The organism is Bradyrhizobium sp. 179, from assembly GCF_023073535.1.
Taxonomy (GTDB): domain Bacteria; phylum Pseudomonadota; class Alphaproteobacteria; order Rhizobiales; family Xanthobacteraceae; genus Bradyrhizobium.
On sequence record NZ_JADPJR010000108.1, the window covers coordinates 13,477 to 32,985 of the forward strand.

The 19,509-nt window shown below is 64.0% G+C and carries 15 protein-coding genes; 3 read left to right on the forward strand and 12 right to left on the reverse strand.

Going from position 1 to position 19,509, the window contains the following annotated elements; translation table 11 throughout:
- Positions 1-9 precede the first annotated feature (9 nt).
- Positions 10-201: a hypothetical protein gene (locus IVB12_RS24950; protein ID WP_247302993.1), complete on the forward strand. Its 192-nt coding sequence runs from the start codon at positions 10-12 to the stop codon at positions 199-201.
- Positions 202-367: 166 nt separating this feature from the next.
- Here the strand turns inward: IVB12_RS24950 and IVB12_RS24955 are convergent, their stop codons facing one another.
- Positions 368-1,192, reverse strand: coding sequence for an NAD(P)-dependent oxidoreductase (locus IVB12_RS24955; protein ID WP_247302995.1), 825 nt, complete (start codon positions 1,190-1,192; stop codon positions 368-370).
- A 91-nt stretch (positions 1,193-1,283) separates the two neighbouring features.
- Here IVB12_RS24955 and IVB12_RS24960 point away from each other — a divergent pair, with 91 nt between their 5' ends.
- On the forward strand, positions 1,284-2,252 hold the full coding sequence (locus tag IVB12_RS24960) for an SMP-30/gluconolactonase/LRE family protein (protein WP_247302997.1): 969 nt from the start codon (positions 1,284-1,286) through the stop codon (positions 2,250-2,252).
- A gap of 161 nt (positions 2,253-2,413) precedes the next feature.
- On the opposite strand, the gene IVB12_RS24965 is transcribed toward IVB12_RS24960, so the two are convergent.
- Both IVB12_RS24965 and IVB12_RS24970 read right to left on the reverse strand, forming a co-directional pair.
- The gene (locus IVB12_RS24965; RefSeq protein WP_247302999.1) at positions 2,414-3,844 is read right to left on the reverse strand and encodes an aldehyde dehydrogenase family protein; all 1,431 of its coding nucleotides are present in this window, start codon (positions 3,842-3,844) and stop codon (positions 2,414-2,416) included.
- A gap of 248 nt (positions 3,845-4,092) precedes the next feature.
- Entirely contained in the window at positions 4,093-6,456 is a 2,364-nt protein-coding gene (locus tag IVB12_RS24970; RefSeq protein WP_247303001.1) for a transketolase, read from the reverse strand.
- Positions 6,457-6,590: 134 nt separating this feature from the next.
- Here IVB12_RS24970 and IVB12_RS24975 point away from each other — a divergent pair, with 134 nt between their 5' ends.
- Positions 6,591-7,052 carry an Lrp/AsnC family transcriptional regulator gene (locus tag IVB12_RS24975; protein WP_247279301.1) on the forward strand — a complete coding sequence of 154 codons (462 nt, stop codon included), beginning with the start codon at positions 6,591-6,593 and terminating at the stop codon, positions 7,050-7,052.
- 3 nt (positions 7,053-7,055) lie between these two features.
- Here IVB12_RS24975 and IVB12_RS24980 read toward each other — a convergent pair whose 3' ends face one another.
- The 9 genes from IVB12_RS24980 to IVB12_RS25020 all read right to left on the reverse strand — a co-directional run bounded on the left by IVB12_RS24980 (position 7,056) and on the right by IVB12_RS25020 (position 19,116).
- A complete protein-coding gene (locus IVB12_RS24980) occupies positions 7,056-8,135 on the reverse strand; it encodes a zinc-binding dehydrogenase (protein ID WP_247303003.1) in 1,080 nt (359 codons plus the stop codon).
- A gap of 60 nt (positions 8,136-8,195) precedes the next feature.
- Entirely contained in the window at positions 8,196-9,137 is a 942-nt protein-coding gene (locus IVB12_RS24985; protein WP_247303391.1) for a DMT family transporter, read from the reverse strand.
- Between the two features lie 187 nt (positions 9,138-9,324).
- Complete coding sequence (locus tag IVB12_RS24990) at positions 9,325-10,164, reverse strand: aldo/keto reductase (protein ID WP_247303392.1); 840 nt, start codon at positions 10,162-10,164, stop codon at positions 9,325-9,327.
- Between the two features lie 128 nt (positions 10,165-10,292).
- Positions 10,293-12,995 carry a nitrate reductase gene (locus IVB12_RS24995; RefSeq protein ID WP_247303005.1) on the reverse strand — a complete coding sequence of 901 codons (2,703 nt, stop codon included), beginning with the start codon at positions 12,993-12,995 and terminating at the stop codon, positions 10,293-10,295.
- A 27-nt stretch (positions 12,996-13,022) separates the two neighbouring features.
- Complete coding sequence (locus IVB12_RS25000) at positions 13,023-14,240, reverse strand: FAD-dependent oxidoreductase (protein WP_247303007.1); 1,218 nt, start codon at positions 14,238-14,240, stop codon at positions 13,023-13,025.
- Between the two features lie 74 nt (positions 14,241-14,314).
- Positions 14,315-15,694, reverse strand: a complete 1,380-nt coding sequence (locus IVB12_RS25005) for an MFS transporter (protein WP_247303009.1) — start codon at positions 15,692-15,694, stop codon at positions 14,315-14,317.
- Positions 15,695-16,033: 339 nt separating this feature from the next.
- Positions 16,034-16,828 (reverse strand): ABC transporter ATP-binding protein, encoded by a 795-nt coding sequence (locus IVB12_RS25010; RefSeq protein ID WP_247303011.1) that lies wholly within the window; start codon positions 16,826-16,828, stop codon positions 16,034-16,036.
- Between the two features lie 11 nt (positions 16,829-16,839).
- Positions 16,840-17,736 carry a nitrate ABC transporter permease gene (gene ntrB / locus IVB12_RS25015; protein ID WP_247303013.1) on the reverse strand — a complete coding sequence of 299 codons (897 nt, stop codon included), beginning with the start codon at positions 17,734-17,736 and terminating at the stop codon, positions 16,840-16,842.
- A gap of 60 nt (positions 17,737-17,796) precedes the next feature.
- Complete coding sequence (locus IVB12_RS25020) at positions 17,797-19,116, reverse strand: CmpA/NrtA family ABC transporter substrate-binding protein (protein WP_247303015.1); 1,320 nt, start codon at positions 19,114-19,116, stop codon at positions 17,797-17,799.
- Positions 19,117-19,509 lie beyond the last annotated feature (393 nt).

Consider the following 19,509-nt stretch of genomic DNA (forward strand, 5'->3'; position numbering starts at 1 on the left):
GATCGCTTGGTGGCGACCGTGTACATGGTCCCGAACAAGGACATCGAAGATCACAAGTCATTGGACGGGGCGGGGTCCGCGGCACCGGTTGATCATGTCAGCCTCTACTTCAACGCGGGTCACCCCGGCGTGGATGTGCCGCACTACCATGTGGTGCTCTGGCATGTGACCAAGAAACAGGAGGCGCGGGTTGCAAAATGACGTGCGCCAGCTCATGCGATCACACGGGCTCCGCCTTGTTCGAGCACGTCACGAACGATTTGCGCGCGGCGCTCGCGGACATGCGTTGATCGGCTACAATTGCCCGCCTTGAGCGCAGCCGGGCGCTTGGTCCGACTGCAGCAAATGTCAGGCATGGGAAACCCGTTTAGCGCTTATTCCAGTCGATGATCCGGCTCGCGTCGCCGTCAAACTCGTTGCTGCAGAAGGCGCCGCCTTGATAGTGATCACCGATCGGATCCGGCTTGAGCTTGGCCTGCTCGGCCATTGCGTGCGCCACATGATCCTCAGAGCGCCCGGTGGGCCGATAGCCGAACTCGTAGGCGCGGTGGTTGTCCCACCAGGCGCGCTCGTTCAGGGACACGCCGTAGAAGATCTCGAAATGGATGTCGGGATGCTCGAGCCCGATCTGGCAGAGTTGCACGAGGTCGTCGGGCTTGAGCCAGATCGCGAGCCGGCGATGGTCGAGCGGCATGTCACCGAAATTGCCGATGCGCAGGCAAGTCACCTTCAGCCCGTGCTTGTCGGCGTAGAGCGCGCCGACGGCCTCGCCGAACACCTTGCTGACGCCATAGCGGCCGTCGGGGCGCGGGGTGACGTCGGTGCCGATCTTGTGGTGGCGCGGATAGAAGCCTACGGCATGGTTCGACGAGGCAAACACCACACGCTTGACGCCCTTGCGGTACGCGGCCTCGAACAGATTGTAGCAACCGATGATGTTGGCCTGGAGGATGTCGTCCCAGGGGCCTTCGACCGAATAGCCGCCGAAATGGATGATGCCGTCGATGCCATCGCAGATCGCCTCGACCTGCGAAATGTCGGAGAGGTCGGCGGCCTTGAACTGCTCGTTCGGGCCGAGATCGGCAGGCTTGCGAATGTCACTGAGCAGCAGGTCCGGGTAGATCGGCGGCAGCAATTTCCGCAGCCGCGTACCAATCCCGCCCGAAGCTCCCGTCATCAAAATGCGCGGCATGTCGTTCCTCGTATGTAGCGACCGATTTGCGGCCGTAGATATCTGATGCTAGCAGACTTGCACAGAGGGAACGCAACAACGAGACCTGCACATGAACGATGCATCGTCCCACACGCAAGGCTGGCGGCCGGCGACCTATTACCCCGATCCGGCAATACGTGCACTCGATCCCCGCTTCGAAAAATACTGGCTAAAACTTTCGGCGGTGGAGCGGCTGGCGACCGGCCTGCGCTGGGCCGAGGGGCCGGTGTGGTTCGGCGACGGGCGCTACCTCTTGTGCAGCGACATCCCGAACCAGCGTATCATCAAATGGGAGGAGGAAACCGGCACCGTCAGCGTGTTCCGGAAACCCTCGAATTTCGCCAATGGCAACACCAGGGATCGCCAGGGCCGGCTCGTCACCTGCGAGCATGGCGGCCGCCGTGTAACCCGCACCGAATATGACGGCACCATCACCGTGCTGATGGATTCGTTCAATGGCAAGCGGCTGAACTCGCCGAACGACATCGTGGTGAAGTCCGACGGCTCGATCTGGTTCACCGATCCGACCTTCGGCCTGCTCGGCAATTACGAGGGCTACAAGGCCGAGCCCGAGATCGAACCGAACGTCTACCGGCTCGATCCTGCGACCGGCAAGGCGACCATCGTCGCAGAAGGCGTGCTCGGACCGAACGGGCTGTGCTTCTCGCCTGACGAGAAGATTCTGTACGTCGTGGAATCGCGTGGGCAACCGAACCGAAAGATCCTCGCCTATGACGTCGCGGCGGACGGCACCACGATCGCCAATAAGCGCGTCCACATCGATGCAGGTCCCGGCACGCCGGACGGCATGCGCTGCGACATCGACGGCAATCTCTGGTGCGGTTGGGGCATGGGCGATCCCGAGCTCGACGGCGTGGTCGTGTTCGCGCCCGACGGCGTCATGATCGGCCGCATCGCGCTGCCCGAGCGCTGCGCCAATCTCTGCTTTGGCGGCGTCAAGCGCAACCGCCTGTTCATGGCGGCGAGCCAGTCGATCTACGCGCTGTTTGTGAACACGCAGGGCGCGGTGGGGGGATAGGTCCTACTCTCTCCTCCGTCGTTGCGAGGAGCACTTGCGACGAAGCAAATCCAGACTTTCTCCGTGGAGGGACTCTGGATTGCTTCGCTTCGCTCGCAATGACTAAAAAAAGCCGGAGCGGTTTCCCGCTCCGGCGTCAAATTTGGTTCAGACGATAAAGCTTACGCCGCGTTGAAGCCGGCGACGGCCTTCACTTCGAGGAAGTCTTCCAGGCCGTACTTGCCCCACTCGCGGCCGTTGCCGGACTGCTTGTAGCCGCCGAACGGCGCGGTGCGGTCGTTGGGCACGCCCTGAAGGTTGACGTTGCCGGCGCGGATCTGACGCGCCACCCGCTTGGCGTCCTCGACAGTCGCGCCCGAGACGTAGCCGGCAAGACCATATGGCGTGTCGTTGGCGATCTTCACCGCATCGGCCTCGTCCTTGGCGCCGATGATGGTCAGCACCGGTCCGAAGATTTCCTCACGGGCGATCGTCATGTCGCTGGTGACGTCGGCGAAGATGGTCGGGCGGACATAAAAGCCCTTGTTGACGCCTTCGGGCAGGCCCGGGCCGCCGGCAACGAGCGTCGCGCCCTCGTCGATGCCCTTCTTGATCAGCGCCTGGATCTTGTCCCACTGGCCGCGGTTGACGACCGGGCCGATGGTGGTGCCTTCGGCGCGGGGATCGCCCGCCTTGGTCTTGTCGGCGACGGCCTTCGCGATCGCGGCGACTTCCTTCATCTTCGACAGCGGCACGATCATGCGCGAGGGCGCGTTGCAGGACTGGCCGGAGTTGTTGAACATATGCATCACGCCGCCGGTCACCGCCTTCTGCAGGTCGGCGCCTTCGAGGATGACGTTCGGCGACTTGCCGCCGAGCTCCTGGCTGACGCGCTTGACGGTCGGAGCTGCGCGTTTCGCCACGTCGATGCCGGCGCGGGTCGAGCCGGTGAACGAGATCATGTCGATATCGGGGTGCTCGCTCATGGCGGCGCCGACCTCGGGGCCGAGGCCGTTGATGAGATTGAACACACCCTTCGGCACGCCCGCTTCATGCAGGATCTCCGCGAAGATCAGCGCCGAGGTCGGTGTGAACTCCGACGGCTTCAGGATCATGGTGCAGCCGGCGGCGAGCGCAGGCGCAACCTTGCAGGCGATCTGGTTCAGCGGCCAGTTCCAGGGCGTGATCATGCCGACGACGCCGATCGGCTCGCGCAGCACCATGGCGGTGCCGACCGGCTCCTCGAAATGGTAGTTCTTGAGCACGTCGAGCGTGGTCATGAGATGGCCGAGGCCGGCGCCGGCCTGGAGCTTCTCTGCCATCGGCAGCGGTGCCCCCATCTCGTCGGAGACGGCGGCGCCGATCTCCTTGAGGCGGCCCTTGTAGATCTCAATGATTTTCGTGAGCAGCGCGACGCGCTCCTCGCGGCTGGTCTGGGAGAACGTTGCAAAGGCGCGCTTGGCGGCGGCAACGGCCTTGTCGACGTCGGCCTTGGAGCCCAGCGCAACCTCGTACATCGCCTCTTCCGTCGCCGGATTGACCACGGCGGTGGATTTCTTGACGGCGGGATCGACCCAGGCGCCGTCGATGTAGAATTGCATGCGATTGACCATCGTTAACCTCTTCTTGGGGGCTTGGAGGGGGCGTTTCGGCAGGCATCCTTGCACGAAAGCGCCGGCAATTGAACCCGCCATATGCGGGACCAGCGTTGCGGCGGACTGAGGTATATGAGCCGGCGGTGGGAACGTGGCAAGGTTCTCTCGATCGTCATTCCGGGGCGGCTCGAAGAGCCGAACCCGGAATCTCGAGATTCCGGGTTCGATGCTGCGCATCGCCCCGGAATGACGACGTCGTTACCTCACTACACCGCCATCTTCCGGTGCAGCACCGGCGCGCCGGTGGTGAGGCTTTCGGCCGCATCGATGATGGCGTTGGCATCGATGCCGTGGTGGCGGTAGAGCTCGGCGATCGTGCCGGTCTGACCGAACTGATCGACGCCGAGTGCCTCGACGCGGTGGCCGCGGACGCTGCCGAGCCAGCCGAGCGCGGCGGGATGGCCGTCGATCACGGTCACGATGCCGCAGTCGCGCGGCAACGGCGCCAGCAGTTTCTCGATGTGGCTGAGATGCTGCACGCCGCGGCGGTCGCGCCGCAATCTTCGCGCGGCGGTCCAGCCAGCGTGGAGACGGTCGGCCGAGGTGATCGCGAGCAGGCCTACGTCGCGGCGGCTCTCGCCGATGAAGCCGGTCGCCTCGATCGCTTCCGGCGCGACTGCGCCGGTATAGGCGATCACGACTTCGGCATTCGGCCCCGGCTTGCGCAGCCAATAGGCGCCATCGGTGATGCCCTGCCTCAGCTCCGGAGTCATGATGCGCTGCGCCTGCTCGATGCTGCGCGTCGACAGCCGCAAATAGACCGAGCCGCCCTCGCCGGCCTCGCGCTGCATGTGCTCGAAGCCGAAAGCCATGATGACCGCGAGCTCGTCGACGAAGGCCGGCTCGAATGAGGCGAGCCCATCCTGCGCCATGCCGATCAACGGCGTTGCGATCGACTGGTGCGCGCCGCCTTCAGGCGCGAGCGTGATGCCCGATGGCGTTGCCGCCACCATGAAGCGCGCATCCTGATAGCAGGCATAATTCAGCGCATCGAGCCCGCGCTCGATGAAAGGATCGTAGAGCGTGCCGACCGGCAGCAGCCGCTCGCCGTTGATCTGATGCGACAGGCCGAGCGCCGAGAGCATGATGAACAGGTTCATCTCGGCGATGCCGAGCTCGAGATGCTGCCCCTTCGGGGAAGCATCCCAATTATAGGTCGAAGGAATTTTCTCGCTGCGGAATAAGTCCGCCTTCTCGGCCCGCGCGAACAGGCCGCGGCGATTGACCCAGGGGCCGAGATTGGTCGAGACGGTCACGTCGGGCGAGGTCGTGACGATGCGCTTCGCGAGCTCGCTGTCGCTGCGCGCGATCTCGTTCAGCACGAGACCAAAGCCCTGCTGCGTCGACATCTGCGGCGACGGCTTGAACGCGAGCTGCTGAGGCACCTCGACCGCGGGCGCGTTCAAGCGACGGCCATCCTGGTTGAACGGCACCCGCGCCAGAAAAGCTTCGAGTTCGGCCGGGTCTTGCGCGAGCCCCTCGAACTTGTCCCATTCATGCCCGGGCCGGATGTTCTGGCTGTCGCGAAACTTCTCCATCTGCGCGACCGTCATCAGCCCCGCGTGGTTGTCCTTGTGACCCTGGAACGGCAGGCCGACGCCCTTGATGGTGTAGGCGATGAAGCAGACCGGGTGATCGTGGTCGATGGACTCGAACGCCTCCAGCATGCTCGCCATGTCGTGGCCGCCGAGATTCGACATCAGCGCCAAGAGCTCGTCGTCGCTGCGCTTGTCGATCAGCTTGGTGATCGGGCCCTGGTCGCCGATCTCATCGTGCAGATGCTTGCGGAACGCCGCGCCGCCCTGAAAACACAGCGCCGCATAAAGCGCGTTCGGACAATTGTCGATCCAGCGCTTCAACGCCTCGCCACCCGGCTCGGCAAAGGCCTCGCGCATCAGCCGGCCATATTTGACGATCACCACGTCCCAGCCGAAATTGCGGAACATTGTCTCGAACTTTTCCCAGAGCCCTTCGCGCACGACGGCATCGAGCGACTGCCTGTTATAGTCGACCACCCACCAGGTGTTGCGCAGGCCGTGCTTCCAGCCTTCTGCAAGGGCTTCGAAGATGTTGCCCTCGTCCATCTCGGCATCGCCGACCAGCGCAATCATCCGCCCTTCGCTGCGATCCTTCATCCAGCCATGCGCCTTGACGTAATCCTGCACCAGCGAGGCGAACAGCGTCTGCGCGACGCCGAGGCCGACCGAGCCGGTGGAGAAATCGACGTCGTCGACATCCTTGGTGCGTGAGGGATAGGACTGCGCGCCCTTGAAGCCGCGAAAATTCTCCAGCTTCTCGCGGGTCTGCCGTCCGAACAGATATTGGATGGCATGGAACACCGGGCTCGCATGCGGCTTCACTGCAACGCGATCCTCGGGTCTCAGAACGCTAAAATAAAGGGCCGACATGATGGTGGCGAGCGAGGCGGATGAGGCCTGGTGGCCGCCGACCTTGAGGCCGTCCGCGCTCGGGCGGATGTGGTTGGCGTGGTGGATGGTCCAGGACGAGAGCCACAGCGCCTTGCGGCTAAGGGCGGTCAGGATGTCGAGGCGGGCGGAATCAACGGGCATGGCAATGCTCCCGGAAACAGGTCGGGCCGATGATACGCCGGCCGGCCGCGCCAGACTTCTCAATTTTTCGCGCCATACCCGCTTGTCTTGGGATACTTTACCAACGGAAGGCCAAATACACAGGGTTGATCCCAATGCCCGAGCTCGACACCATCGATCGGAAAATCCTCGCGCTGCTCCAGACCGACAGCCGCATGACCATGCAGGAGCTTGCCGACAAGGTCGGGCTCTCGGTCTCGCCCTGCCACCGCCGCGTCAAGCTTCTGGAGGAACGCGGCGTCATCTCGCGCTACGTTGCGACCGTCGACCAGAAGGCGCTGGGGCTACACGTCAGCGTCTTCATCTCGATCAAGCTGGCGCGGCAGAAGGAGGAAGACCTCAACCGCTTCGCCCGCGCGATCTCGAAATGGGACGAGGTGCTGGAATGCTATCTGATGACCGGCAATCGCGATTATCTGCTGCGCGTGGTGGCCGCCGACCTCGCCTCCTACGAGACGTTCCTGAAGACCAAGCTGACCCGGCTCGACGGCATCGCTTCGATCGAATCGAGCTTTGCGCTGAGCCAGGTGAAGTATTCGATCGCGCTGCCGGTGTAGGATTCACCGCCACGGCTGCACGATGATCTTGGTGTGCGCCTCGGGATTGGCGAGATCGGCGAACGCTTTTGCGACGCCGTCAATACCGACCTCAGCGGTCACCATCGCCGCCGCATCCACCTGCCCTTCCGCGATGAGACGCAGCGACGCTGCGAACTCGTCCGGGGTGTAGCCGAGCACGTACTGGACGTTGAGCTCCTTCATGATGCCCAGCATCGGCTCGCTTTTGTCGGTTTCCATGCAGACGCCGACCACGACAACGCGCGCATCGCGCGGCGCGCCTTCGAACACCTGCTGTAACAGGCCGGGCACGCCGACACATTCGAAAATGATCGCAGGCTTCAGCGCCGGCAGCATGGCCTGGAATGGCGGTCGCGCTGCCTTCTCGGCCTCCGACATCTGGGCGTGCTCGGCCCAGGTCGCATAAGGCTGCGACACCCGGGGATCGACGACGATATCGGCGCCAAGCCTGGCCGCAAGCGCGCATCGCGCCGGCGAATAGTCGGCGGCGACGATCGGATGCAGCCCCTTGAGCTTGAGCGCAGCGATCACCGCAAGCCCGACCGGGCCGCAGCCGATCACCAGCGGCACCTCGCCACCACGGATATTGGCTTTTGCGACGGCGTGAACGCCGACGGCGAGCGGCTCGGTCAGCGCGGCATGTTCCGGCGCAAGGCCGTTGGGCACTTCGAGCAGCAGCGGCTCGCTCAGCAGCATCGCCTCGGCATAGCCGCCGATATTGTCGTTGGAATAGCCGATGCCTTCAATGCCCTGCGGCGTCACCAGGGCCGGCAGCGAGCAGACCCGCGTCCCCGGCCTAAGCTTGCGTTCGGTGCCCGGTCCGTAATCGACGATCTCGCAGCAGAACTCATGACCGAACACGACGTCGCGGCTGAGGTCCATCGGCTTGCGGCCGGTCTTCCGCGCCATCTCCACCATGCGGTGGGCGTGCTGGCGTGCGTGCAGATCGGACCCGCAAATGCCGCAGGCGAGCGTCTTGACCAGAACCTGGCCGGGACCCGGCGTCGGCTCCGCCATCCGGTCGACGACGATCTCACCGTTCCTGAAAATCGCAGCGCGCATCCGGCTCCTCCCGTGGTGTTGGAGCCGTTGATAGCACGAGGCGCGACACGCGATCTTGTGTCAGGGGTTCGGGGAGCGCTCTTCCAGCACCAGAAGCTGGGCGCGGCGCACCCGCTCGCGATGGGCGATGTAGAGGCCGCTCGCGACGATGAAGGCCGCGCCGACGATGGTCCAGAGGTCAGGCACCTCACCGAAGATGAAGAAGCCCAGAATGCTGACCCAGAGCAGCTGGGTGTAGGAGAACGGCGCCAGCACCGAGGCATCGCCATAGCGATAGGCCAGCACGATGATCCATTGGCCGACGGTAGAGGCAACTCCGATCACGATGCCAAGCCCGATCGCGGTCCAGCTCGGCGTGACCCAGACGAACGGCACCATCACGGAAAGGATCGCAACGCCCGTCAGCGCCGAATAAGCCATGGTGGTGAGAACCGCCTCGCGACCGCTCATCATGCGCGTCAGGATCAGCGCGGCAGCCCAGCAGAACGCCGAGATGATCGGGAAGAACGCCGCGGCATGAAATGCGCTGGAGCCCGGGCGCAGGATGATCATCACGCCGGTCAGGCCGATCGCCGTGGCGATCCAGCGGCGCAGTCCGACCTTCTCGCTCAGGAAGATGATCGATAGCGCGGTGACGAACAGCGGCGAGACGAAGCCGGTGGCGGAGGCTTCCGCAATGGGGAGGAAGCGGAGACCGGTGATGAAGAACAGGGAGGAGCCGAGCAGCGCGGCGCCGCGCATCAATTGCAAGCCAAGGCGCTCGGTGCGCATCGCATGCAGCGGCGAGCCCGGCAGCATCACCGGCGTGAACATCAGCGCGAAGGTGACGAAGCGGATCCAGGTGATCTCGATCGACGGCAGGCTGGTCGAGAGATATTTCGCGGTGGCGTCGGATGTGCCGAGAAACACCGTCGACAGCAACACCAGCGCAATGCCTTTGAAGGGATGATCGACGCGCGCGGGCGCGCGGCGAACTTCCTGCTTCTTCTCCGGCACGGGCATGGGAATATTGTCGAGCCTTGCGGCTGCGGCGGGCGGCGGTGTCACGGCTGGAACCCGGGAAAATGCGAATCGAGAACGCTCGTAAAAAACGACAAATGCGCCGCGCTCGCAACTTCCGAAAACAGGATGCCGATATGCGCTGACGTCCGCGCGCGTCAATACTCCATTAATAATGCGCGTTTGTGCATTACAACATGGGCAGGCTGCGCGGCTTCGGCCCGCGCGGAAACGCCGCATCGAGCGCCGCAATCTCGTCTTTCGTCAGCACGAGATCGCCAGCGGCCGCATTTTCGCCGGCATGTTCCGCGGACGAGGCCTTCGGAATCGCGAACACCGTAGTTGCACGGGTGAGGAAGCTCAGTGCGACCTGACGCGGCGTCACGCCACGCGCCTCCGCAATGCGCCCGAGCACGGCACCACCCTTGCTGCGCGCGTCCGGGAAATCGTCATGACCAAACGGCGAATAGGCGACCACGGCGACATCATGCCGCTCACACCAGGGAATCACGGCATGCTCGATCGCGCGTTCCTTGAGATGATAGAGCACCTGATTGCATGCGATCCGCCCCTCGCCCGCAACCTCGAGTATTTCCTCAAGATCCTCAGCGTCGAAATTGGAGACGCCCCAGGACTTGATCTTGCCGGTCTTCACCAGCTCTTCGAACGCGGCGACGGTGTCCTCGAGCGAATAGGAGCCGCGCCAGTGTAACAGATAGCAGTCGAGCCGATCGGTCTTCAGGCGTTTCAGCGAACGCTCACACGCCGTGATCGTGCCGCGGCGCGAGGCGTTGCTCGGCAGCACTTTTGAGACGAGGAACACTTCATCGCGACGGCCCGCAATCGCGTCCGCAATGACGAGCTCGGCATCGCCATACATCTCGGCGGTGTCGATGTGGGTCATGCCGAGATCGAGCCCGCGCTGAAGCGCGGCAACGGCGCGCTTGCGGTCGCCATGGTCGAGATACCAGGTGCCCTGTCCGATGACGGAGACGTTGGCGCCGGTCGTGCCGAACGGGTTTGATTTCATCTGCAATCCTATCTCCACTGCCTATGTCGACCCGGCGAATGCAGGACCATTACCACAGGGAGATGTTGTTACAGAAGACGATGGCGACAGTTCCGTTCCGCGCGCGATGAGATGGAAGTAGCGCGCTGCTACCCCGCCGCCCCCGCAAGCTTACCCTGCTTCGCCGGCACTTCCGTCGTTGCAATCAACCGCTTCAGCTCGGGGATGCAGGAGCCGCAATTGGTGCCGGCCTTGAGCTTGGCGCCGATCTCGGCCGCGGTGCGCGCCCCGGCGGCGATGGTGTCGCAGATCGTGCCGCGGCCGACGCCGAAGCAGGCGCAGACGATCGGCCCGGTCGAGGCCGCGCCCTCCGTCGACTTGCCTGCCAGCAGCATGCGGCGCTGCTCGTCGGTGACGTGATCGGAGGCAAAGACATTTCTGACCACTTCCCAATCGCCGGCGTCATGCCCGGGGCCGACGAACAGGCAGGCCTCGATGCGATCGCCCGCGAACGAGGCTGCGCGATAGATGCCGCCGCCGAAATCGCGGTATTCGGCAACGTCCTCGCCGGCGACGCCGTCGAGCCAGGCCGGCCAGCGCGATAGATCCGCATTGTCGGCGAACAGATAGCCGAACCCGCCGGGGACCGTGACGCGGGTCCACAACAGGTTCGGCGGCAGATCGAGCTGCTGTCGCGACAGCGCAAAGCCGCGAAAGACGTATTCGTAAGGCGCGATCGCGACTGGGGTCGCCTTGGACTCGGGCTGTCCGGAGAACGGATCCGTGAACGACTGCACCAACGCCCCGACGCGGCCATGCGAGGCATTCATCGCGCTCCAGTGGATCGGAACGAACAGCGTGCCGCGCTGCTGGCGTTCTGTGACAGCGACCTTCAGGATGCACTGGCCGTAATCAGTGCTGACGCGGGCATAGCCGTCATCGACGATGCCGTATTTGCTGGCGTCGTCCGGGTGGATCTCGACAAACGGCTCGGGCAGATGCGCGCCGAGCCGCTGGCTGAGGCCCGTGCGCGTCATGGTGTGCCACTGGTCGCGGATGCGTCCGGTGTTGAGCCTCAGGGGACGCGAGGCGCCGGTCTCGCTGCGCAACGCCGGCACTTCCGGCGCGACGAAGCGGCCCTTGCCGTCATTGGTGAAGAAGCCGCCATTCGCGAAGAAGCGCGCGCCGGGCGCCTCGCCTTGGCGCGCCGGCCACTGCACCGGCTTGAGTGCATCGAAAGCTTCGTCCGACAGCGAGGTCAGCGCGCCGATGTCGAAATCACGGCTGCCGTCGTTCTCGAAGGCCGAGAGCGCCGCGTGCTCGCGAAAAATCTCGGCGGCCGATTTGTAGTTGAAGCTGTCGCCGAAGCCGAGACGTTTTGCGGTCTCGCTCAGGATCCACCAATCGGGGCGTGCCTCGCCCGGCGCCGGCAGGAACGAGCGCTGGCGCGAGATGCGGCGTTCGGAGTTGGTCACCGTGCCCGACTTCTCGCCCCAGGCGAGTGCCGGCAGCAGCACATGCGGGCCCGCTTCGACGGTGTCGTTGGAAAGCACGTTCTCGGAGACCACGAACAGCTCGAGCTTCTTCAGCGCCTCGCGCACGAAGTCGGCGTCGGGAAGCGACACTGCCGGGTTGGTGCCCATCACCCAGAGTGCCTTGACCTCGCCGCGGTCGATCGCCTCGAACAATTGCACCGCCTTCAATCCCTCATGCGTGGCGATGCGCGGCGCCTTCCAGAACCGCCTGACACGATCGATGTCGGGCGGCGTGAAGCCCATATGCGCGGCGAGCATATTGGCGAGGCCGCCGACCTCGCGGCCGCCCATGGCGTTGGGCTGGCCGGTGAGCGAGAACGGCGAGGCGCCCGGCTTGCCAATGCGTCCCGTCGCAAGATGGCAGTTCAGGATCGCGTTGACCTTATCGGTGCCCTGCGCCGACTGGTTGACGCCTTGCGAATAGAGCGTGACGACGCGCGGCGTGTCGCGGAACATCTGAAAGAAGGCCGCAACATCCTGTTCGGAGAGGCCCGTGGCCAGCGCCGTCGCAGTGACGCTGCCAGCAATGTTGCGCGCGCGAGCCAGCGCATCGTCGAAGCCTGAGGTGTTGTTCGCGATGTAGTTCTGATCCAGCGCGCTGTTGTCAGCGAGATGGACAAACAAGCCGGAAAACAGCGCGGTGTCGGTTCCGGGCTTGAGGCCGAGGAACAGATCGACGTCATCAGCGGTGTCGGTGCGGCGCGGATCGATCACGATCATCCGCGCACCATGCTCCTGCCGGTTCTTCAGCATGCGCTGGAACAGCACGGGATGGCACCAGGCCGCATTCGATCCGACGAACACCAGCAGGTCAGCCTGGTCGAGATCCTCGTAGCAGCCGGGCACAGTGTCGGCGCCGAAGGCGCGGCGATGACCGGCGACCGAGGACGACATGCACAGCCGCGAATTGGTGTCGACATTGGCGGTGCCCACAAAGCCCTTCATCAGCTTGTTGGCGACGTAATAGTCCTCGGTAAGCAATTGGCCGGAGAGATAGAACGCCACCGCGTTGGCGCCGTCGCGCGCCACGATGTGCTGCATGCGGTGGGCGACGTGATCGAGCGCATCGCTCCAGGCGACGCGCTCGAGCACGCCCTTGCAGCGGATCATCGGATAGAGCAGTCGGCTTTCGAGGCCGACGGTCTCGCCCAGCGCTGAGCCCTTAGAGCACAGCCGGCCGAAATTGGCGGGATGCTCGGGGTCGCCCGCGATCGCCGCGCCGCCCTTGCCGTCGGGCGTCGCCAACACGCCGCAGCCGACGCCGCAATAGGGACAGGTCGTCTTGGTCGTGCGGAGCGCGGGATCGATCGCCGTCATATCGAACTGCCTTATCAAGCTGCCTTGTCAAGCCGCCTTGGAGGGACGCGCCAGCGCGCGGCCGAACATCATGTCGGTGCGGATCGCCGCCACCTTGTCGCGATTGCGGATCAGTTCGAGATACCAGAGCGCATCGACGGTATCGCCGATCAGTACGGCGCCGGCGAGCCGGCCATCGGCAATGACGAGCTTCTTGTAGGTGCCGCGCCTGCGGTCGGTGAGCACGAGGTTCTCGCTGCCCTCCCCGCCCATGAAGTCGCCGGCCGAGAACACGCCGACACCGGAGACTTTCAGATTGGTCGAGACCACGCTGCCCTGGTAGGCGGCCGGACGGCCGGCCAGATGCCGCGCCAGCACCCGCGCCTGCTCGTAAGCCGGCTCGACCAGGCCATAGCAGATGCCGCGATGCTCGGCGCATTCGCCGAGCGCGAAGATGTCGGGCGAAGCCGTCTGCATCACGTCGTTGACGACGATGCCGCGGTTGACCGCGATGCCGGCGTCCTCGGCCAGTGCGACGTTCGGCTTGATCCCGGCGGCGAAGATTACGGCGTCGGCCTCGATACGGCTGCCATCGGCAAGCTCGACGACCTCGACACGGCCCTCTCCATGAATGCGGGCGGTCGAGGCATTGAGCAGGATCCGGATGCCCTTGCGCTCGACCAGCGTCTTGAGCAGATCGGCGGCCGGCCCGTCGAGCTGGCGCTCCATCAGCCGGTCCATCAGATGCAGCAGCGTCACCGGCGCGCCGGCCTTGGCAAGGCCATACGCCGCTTCGAGACCGAGCAGGCCGCCGCCGACCACGACGACGCGCTTCTTCGCCGCAGCTAGCGTCAGCAACAGATCGACGTCGCGCGTATCGCGGAAAGTGTGCACTCCGGCTAAATCGGCGCCCGGCACGTTAAGCCGCAGCGGCGTCGAGCCGGTGGCGAGCACCAGCTTGGAATATTCCATGCTCTCCTCGCCGGCGATCTTGAGCTCGCGGCGGCCGGTATCAATCTCGGTGACCCGATAACCGTAGCGCACCGTGACGCCGCGATGGCGCCACCAGTCGGCCGGCCGGAGCTCGATCTCGTGCGAGCCGGTCTCGCCAGCCAGCACGGATGAGAGCAGCACGCGGTTGTAAGCGAGCCGCGGCTCTTCGCCGATGACGGCGACCGCGTAGCGGCCGAGCGCGGTCTTGGCGAGCTCATCGACCAGTCGCGCAGCCGCCATACCGTTACCGACAATGACGAGCGGTTCACTCATGGCAATTCCCTATTCCATAGCCTGCGGTGGAGCTTCTCCCCGCGTACGGGGAGAAGCGAGCTTCGTATCGAGTGTCACACTCTTGCTTCCGCAAGGCTCGACGCGCCTTCACCCTGCGGGCTGCGACGCAGGTAGAACCACCAGGTCAGAGCGAGGCAGGAGGCGTAGAAGGCGAGATAGATCGCAAGCGCGAGCTGCGGCCCGCCGGTCAGGGCGATCGACTTGCCGAAGCCGGTCGGGATCAGGTAGCCGCCGACCGCGCCGATCGCACCGATGAAGCCGACCGCCGCGCCGCTCTCGATGCTCGCCGTCTTCAGCGCGAGTGCGCGCGCCGTATCGCCCTTGCCGCGCACTTTGAACAGATTCTCCTCGCGAAAGATCGAGGGGATCATGCGATAGGTCGAGCCGTTGCCGATGCCCGTCGTCACGAACAGGATCAGGAACATCGACAGGAAGCCGATGAAATCCTTCTGTCCCACGAAGTAGAGCACGCCAACCGTGGCGCCCGCCATCATGATGAAGTTCCAGAAGGTGATGATTGAGCCGCCGATCTTGTCGGCAAGCCAGCCGCCGAGCGGGCGCGAGAGCGAGCCGACCAGTGGCCCCAGGAAGGCGATCGAGATCGTCACGGCTGGAAACTGCGTCTTGATCAGCAGCGGGAACGCGGCGGAGTAGCCGATGAAGGAGCCGAATGTACCGATATAAAGATAGGCCATGATCCAGGTGTGCTTGCGCTTGACGATCGCGAGCTGATTCTTCACCGATGATTTCGCCGAGGTCAGGTTGTTCATGAAGAACACGGCGCCGAACACCGCGATCGCGATCGGCAGCACCCACATCAAGCCGGCGTTCTGGAGGAAGACGCCATCGACGGGCGTGGCCTGGAACAGGTTGATAACCGCGAGCGTCATCAGGATCGGGGTCAAGAGCTGCACGCTGGAGACGCCGATATTGCCGCCGGCGGCGTTGAGGCCGAGCGCCCATCCCTTCATCCGGTCGGGAAAGAAGAAGGAGATGTTGGTCATGCTGGAGGCGAAATTGCCTCCCCCGAGGCCCGCGGCCGAGGCAACCAGCAGCATCAGCCAGAACGGCGTGTCGGGTTGGCTCACGAAATAGGCAAGCGACAGCGTCGGAATGAACAGGATCGCTGCACTGAAGACGGTCCAGTTGCGGCCGCCGAAGGTCGTCACGGCAAATGTGTAGGGGAAGCGCATCAGGGCGCCGATCAGGCCCGGCACGGCGACGAGCTGGAACAGCTGGTCGGTGGTGTAGTGGAAGCCCGCCTGCGGCAGCTTGGTGGCGACGATGCTCCAGATCAGCCAGACCGAGAAGCCGATATGCTCGGCCACGATCGACCAGATCAGGTTGCGTCGCGCGATGGTCTTGCCAGTCGTATTCCAGAACGCCTCATCTTCGGGGCGCCAGTCTGAAATCCAGGTTGGATTCTTCGTCATTGAGTATCCCTTCTAGGCTCACCGCTGCGTCGTTGCAGGCTCAGCCTCCGGCCACGGAGGCACGCTCCGAGGCGTCACCCCGGTGGCGAGTTCACGATGCTGATTGATGATGTTGAGGGACGTCGTCGTTGGCGTCGCGCAATTACATTTCAATTTCCGTGCCAGTTGCGCGCACGCTGGAAATATAGGGATTTCAGCACGTTATTCGTATTGCCCGAATTTTTTGCAGGGCCTTTCCGCACGCTAAATTTGCGATTCGCTCAATCCTTGTGCGACGCACAAGGATTGAGCGGCATGTCGATTAATTAGGCGCGCGCATATCGCCCGTTAACGCTTCGGTTAGGCGGCCTCGACGAAGCGATGACGCTCGTAGAGGAATTCGAGCACGCGCTGCCGGCACTTCAAGTAGGTGGCGCTGGTCGCAAGCTCGAGCCGCTTGCGCGGCCGCGTCAGCGGCACCTCCAGCACCTCGCCGATGCGCGCGCTCGGCCCGTTTGTCATCATGACGATGCGGTCGGACAACAGCACCGCCTCGTCGACATCGTGGGTGATCATCAGGATGGTGTTGCCGAGCTTCTGATGCAGCGCCATCACGGAGTCCTGGAGATGCGCTCGGGTCAGCGCGTCGAGCGCGCCGAAGGGCTCGTCGAGCAGCAGCACCTTCGGCTCCATCGCCAGCGCCCGCGCAATGCCGACGCGCTGCTTCATGCCGCCGGAGATTTCGGAAGGACGCTTGTCCCTGGCGTGGGCCATCTGCACCAGGTTGAGATTGTGCATCACCCAGGCGTCGCGTTCGGCGCGGGATTTGGTCCTGGAAAAGACCTTGTCGACGCCGAGCCTGACGTTCTCATAGACGGTCAGCCACGGCAGCAGGCTGTGGTTCTGGAACACGACGGCGCGATCGGGCCCCGGCGAGTTGACCTCGCGGTTCTCCAGCAGCACGCCGCCGGTGGTCGCGCCGGTCAGGCCTGCGATGATGTTGAGCAGGGTCGACTTGCCGCAGCCGGAATGGCCGATGATCGAGACATATTCGCCCTTCTCGATCGTCAGGTTGATTTCCTTGAGCACCTCCGTGGTGGCCGCGCCGCGAGTGAAGACCTTGTCGATGTGGTCGAGCTTCAAATAGGCGGTCATGTGCCCTCCTCTCAATTCTGCGCGGTGCCGCGGGTGACGAACTTGCCGAGGCCCGCGATCAGGCGGTCCAGCACGAAGCCGACGATGCCCACATAAAACAGCGCCAGGATGATCTCGCTGATGTGCGAGGAGTTCCAGGCGTCCCAGATGAAGAAACCGATGCCGACGCCGCCGATCAGCATTTCGGCGGCGACGATGGCGAGCCACGACAGGCCGATGCCGATGCGCAGGCCGGTGAAAATGTAGGGCGCGGCCGCCGGAATCATGATCTTGGAGAAGAACTCGAGCGGATTGAGCTGCACCACGGCCGCGACGTTGCGGTAGTCCTGCGGGATGTTGCGGATGCCGACCGCGGTGTTGATGATGATCGGCCAGATCGAGGTGATGAAGATGACGAAGATCGCCGAGGGTTGGCCATCGCGAAAGGCGGCGAGCGAGAGCGGCAGCCAGGCGAGCGGCGGGATGGTGCGCAGCACCTGGAACAGCGGATCGAGCCCGCGCATCGCCCAGACCGACTGTCCGACCAGCACGCCCAACGCGATGCCGGCAATCGCCGAGAGCGAATAGCCGAAGGCGACGCGCTGGAGACTGGCGGAGAGATGCCAGAACAGGCCCTTGTCGATACCGCCATGGTCGAAGAACGGATCGAGGATCAGCTCCTTGGTGTCCTTGAACACTTTTGATGGCGGCGGCAGCGCCGAGCCGGCGCGGCGGCAGACCAGCTCCCAGACCAGCGTCAGCAGCGCGATCACGACCAGCGGCGGGATCACGCGCGCGGCCGTCTCCCGTGCCATGCGTGCGTAAGCTTCAGTGCGCGGGGGACGCTTTGGCGTCATCGCGACGACCGGCGCGGCGCTGGCCGCAGGCGTCGCCGTTTCAATCTCGATCTTGGCGGCGGACATATTCATTGCAATCTCTCCGGCTTCAAAAGACGATGCGGCCGCGCAAAGGCGGCCGCTGGCCCCCGATCAGACTTCGACACGCTTGATCGCGAGCGACTTCAGATAAGCAGCCGGATTTTCCGGATCGAACACCTTGCCGTCGAAGAAGGTCTCCTTACCGCGCGAGGTGGAGGCCGGGATCTCGGAGGCCGCGACACCGAGCGTCTTGGCCGCATCGCGCCACATGTCCTCGCGATTGACCTTGGCGATGAGCGCCTTGGTGTCGAAATTCGCCTCGTACTTGCCCCAGCGGATGTCCTCGGTGAGGAACCACAGATCGTGGCTCTGGAAGGGGTACGAGGCGAAGTCGCGCCAATACTTCATGATGTGCGGAGACTTCTCCACCACCTTGCCGGGGATGCCGTAGTCGAACTTGCCTGCGGTACGATCGAGCACGTCCTCGACCGGGCAGTTCATCCACTGCCGCTTGCCCATGATGGCGGCAAGCTCGGCCTTGTTCTCGGCCTTGTCGGCCCATTGCTGGGCTTCCATCACCGCCATCAATAGCGCCTTGGCGGCCTTTGGGTACTTGTCGACGAAGGCGGCGCGCATGCCGAAGGATTTCTCCGGATGCTTATTCCAGAGCTCGCCGGTCGTCAGCGCGGTGTAGCCGATATTCTGATGGATCAGCTGCAGATTCCAGGGCTCGCCGACGCAGAAGCAGTCCATGGTGCCGACCTTCATGTTGGCCACCATCTGCGGCGGCGGCACGACGATGGTCTCGATGTCCTTATCGGGGTCGATGCCGCCGGCGGCGAGCCAGTAGCGGATCCAGAGATCATGCGTACCACCGGGAAAGGTCATTGCCGCCTTCACCGCCTTGCCGGACGCCTTCTTCTTGTCCAGCGCAGCCTTGAAGGGCGTCGCATCGACGCCGAGCTTGAGGTCAGCATATTCGTTCGCAACGGAGATGCACTGGCTGTCGAGATTGAGCCGGGCCAGGATGTACATCGGCGTCGGCTGGTTGTTCTGCGTCACCTTGCCGGCCGAGATCAGATACGGCATCGGGGTGAGGATATGTGCGCCGTCGATGCCATTGCCTTCGGAGCCGAGCACGAGGTTGTCGCGCGTGGTGCCCCAGGAGGCCTGCTTCTGCACGTCGGTGTCGGGCATGCCGTATTTTGCGAACAGGCCCTTGTCCTTGGCCACGAACAGCGGGCCGGCATCGCTGAGCGCGATGAAGCCGAGCTTGGCGCCCTTGACCTCGGGGCCTGCCTCCTGCGCGAAGGCGCCAGCGGGGAAATTCAGTTTTGCGGCGGCGAGAAGTGCGGCGGTAGCGCCGGTCGCCTTCATCAATTGGCGGCGGCTAAGCCCGTTATCCGAGGGCCGGCGGGTGCGCTTGGTCATAGGCAGTGTCGTCCTTTGCGTCGTTGCAGAATTGATGGCTTCAGTGCACACGATCAGCCCGTCCGTCCGGCGGCGCCGTCTTTGGCGCATGCGAACGCACGACCGGGGAAACCCCCGTCTGGTGGCGTCGGCAAGTCGGATGAGAAGTCTCGCGGGACGGCTTCAATGGCGTCGGCACCGAACTATTCAAGCTTCGTGCCAAGCCCGACGGCCACAATACGTAAGAACAATCAACATGTTACTGGAATTGCGGCAGGCTGCCGCATCAGCGCTTCGCATGTGAAACTTGCGATCTGCTCAATCTTTGTGCGACGCACAAACCTTGTGCAGAAGACCAAGCAGGAGGCCGACAGGCGCTTCGGGGGCCGCTTGAGCAGAGACACATCCTGCTGA

Coding starts and splice junctions, on each gene's coding strand:
- IVB12_RS25020 (WP_247303015.1), bottom strand. CDS start 19,116: ATGACCAAGCGCACCCGCCGGCCCTCGGATAACGGGCTTAGCCGCCGC.
- IVB12_RS24960 (WP_247302997.1), top strand. CDS start 1,284: ATGAACGATGCATCGTCCCACACGCAAGGCTGGCGGCCGGCGACCTAT.
- ntrB (WP_247303013.1), bottom strand. CDS start 17,736: ATGAATATGTCCGCCGCCAAGATCGAGATTGAAACGGCGACGCCTGCG.
- IVB12_RS24985 (WP_247303391.1), bottom strand. CDS start 9,137: ATGCCCGTGCCGGAGAAGAAGCAGGAAGTTCGCCGCGCGCCCGCGCGC.
- IVB12_RS24970 (WP_247303001.1), bottom strand. CDS start 6,456: ATGCCCGTTGATTCCGCCCGCCTCGACATCCTGACCGCCCTTAGCCGC.
- IVB12_RS24990 (WP_247303392.1), bottom strand. CDS start 10,164: ATGAAATCAAACCCGTTCGGCACGACCGGCGCCAACGTCTCCGTCATC.
- IVB12_RS25010 (WP_247303011.1), bottom strand. CDS start 16,828: ATGACCGCCTATTTGAAGCTCGACCACATCGACAAGGTCTTCACTCGC.
- IVB12_RS24995 (WP_247303005.1), bottom strand. CDS start 12,995: ATGACGGCGATCGATCCCGCGCTCCGCACGACCAAGACGACCTGTCCC.
- IVB12_RS24965 (WP_247302999.1), bottom strand. CDS start 3,844: ATGGTCAATCGCATGCAATTCTACATCGACGGCGCCTGGGTCGATCCC.
- IVB12_RS24980 (WP_247303003.1), bottom strand. CDS start 8,135: ATGCGCGCTGCGATTTTCAGGAACGGTGAGATCGTCGTCGACCGGATG.
- IVB12_RS25000 (WP_247303007.1), bottom strand. CDS start 14,240: ATGAGTGAACCGCTCGTCATTGTCGGTAACGGTATGGCGGCTGCGCGA.
- IVB12_RS24975 (WP_247279301.1), top strand. CDS start 6,591: ATGCCCGAGCTCGACACCATCGATCGGAAAATCCTCGCGCTGCTCCAG.
- IVB12_RS24955 (WP_247302995.1), bottom strand. CDS start 1,192: ATGCCGCGCATTTTGATGACGGGAGCTTCGGGCGGGATTGGTACGCGG.
- IVB12_RS25005 (WP_247303009.1), bottom strand. CDS start 15,694: ATGACGAAGAATCCAACCTGGATTTCAGACTGGCGCCCCGAAGATGAG.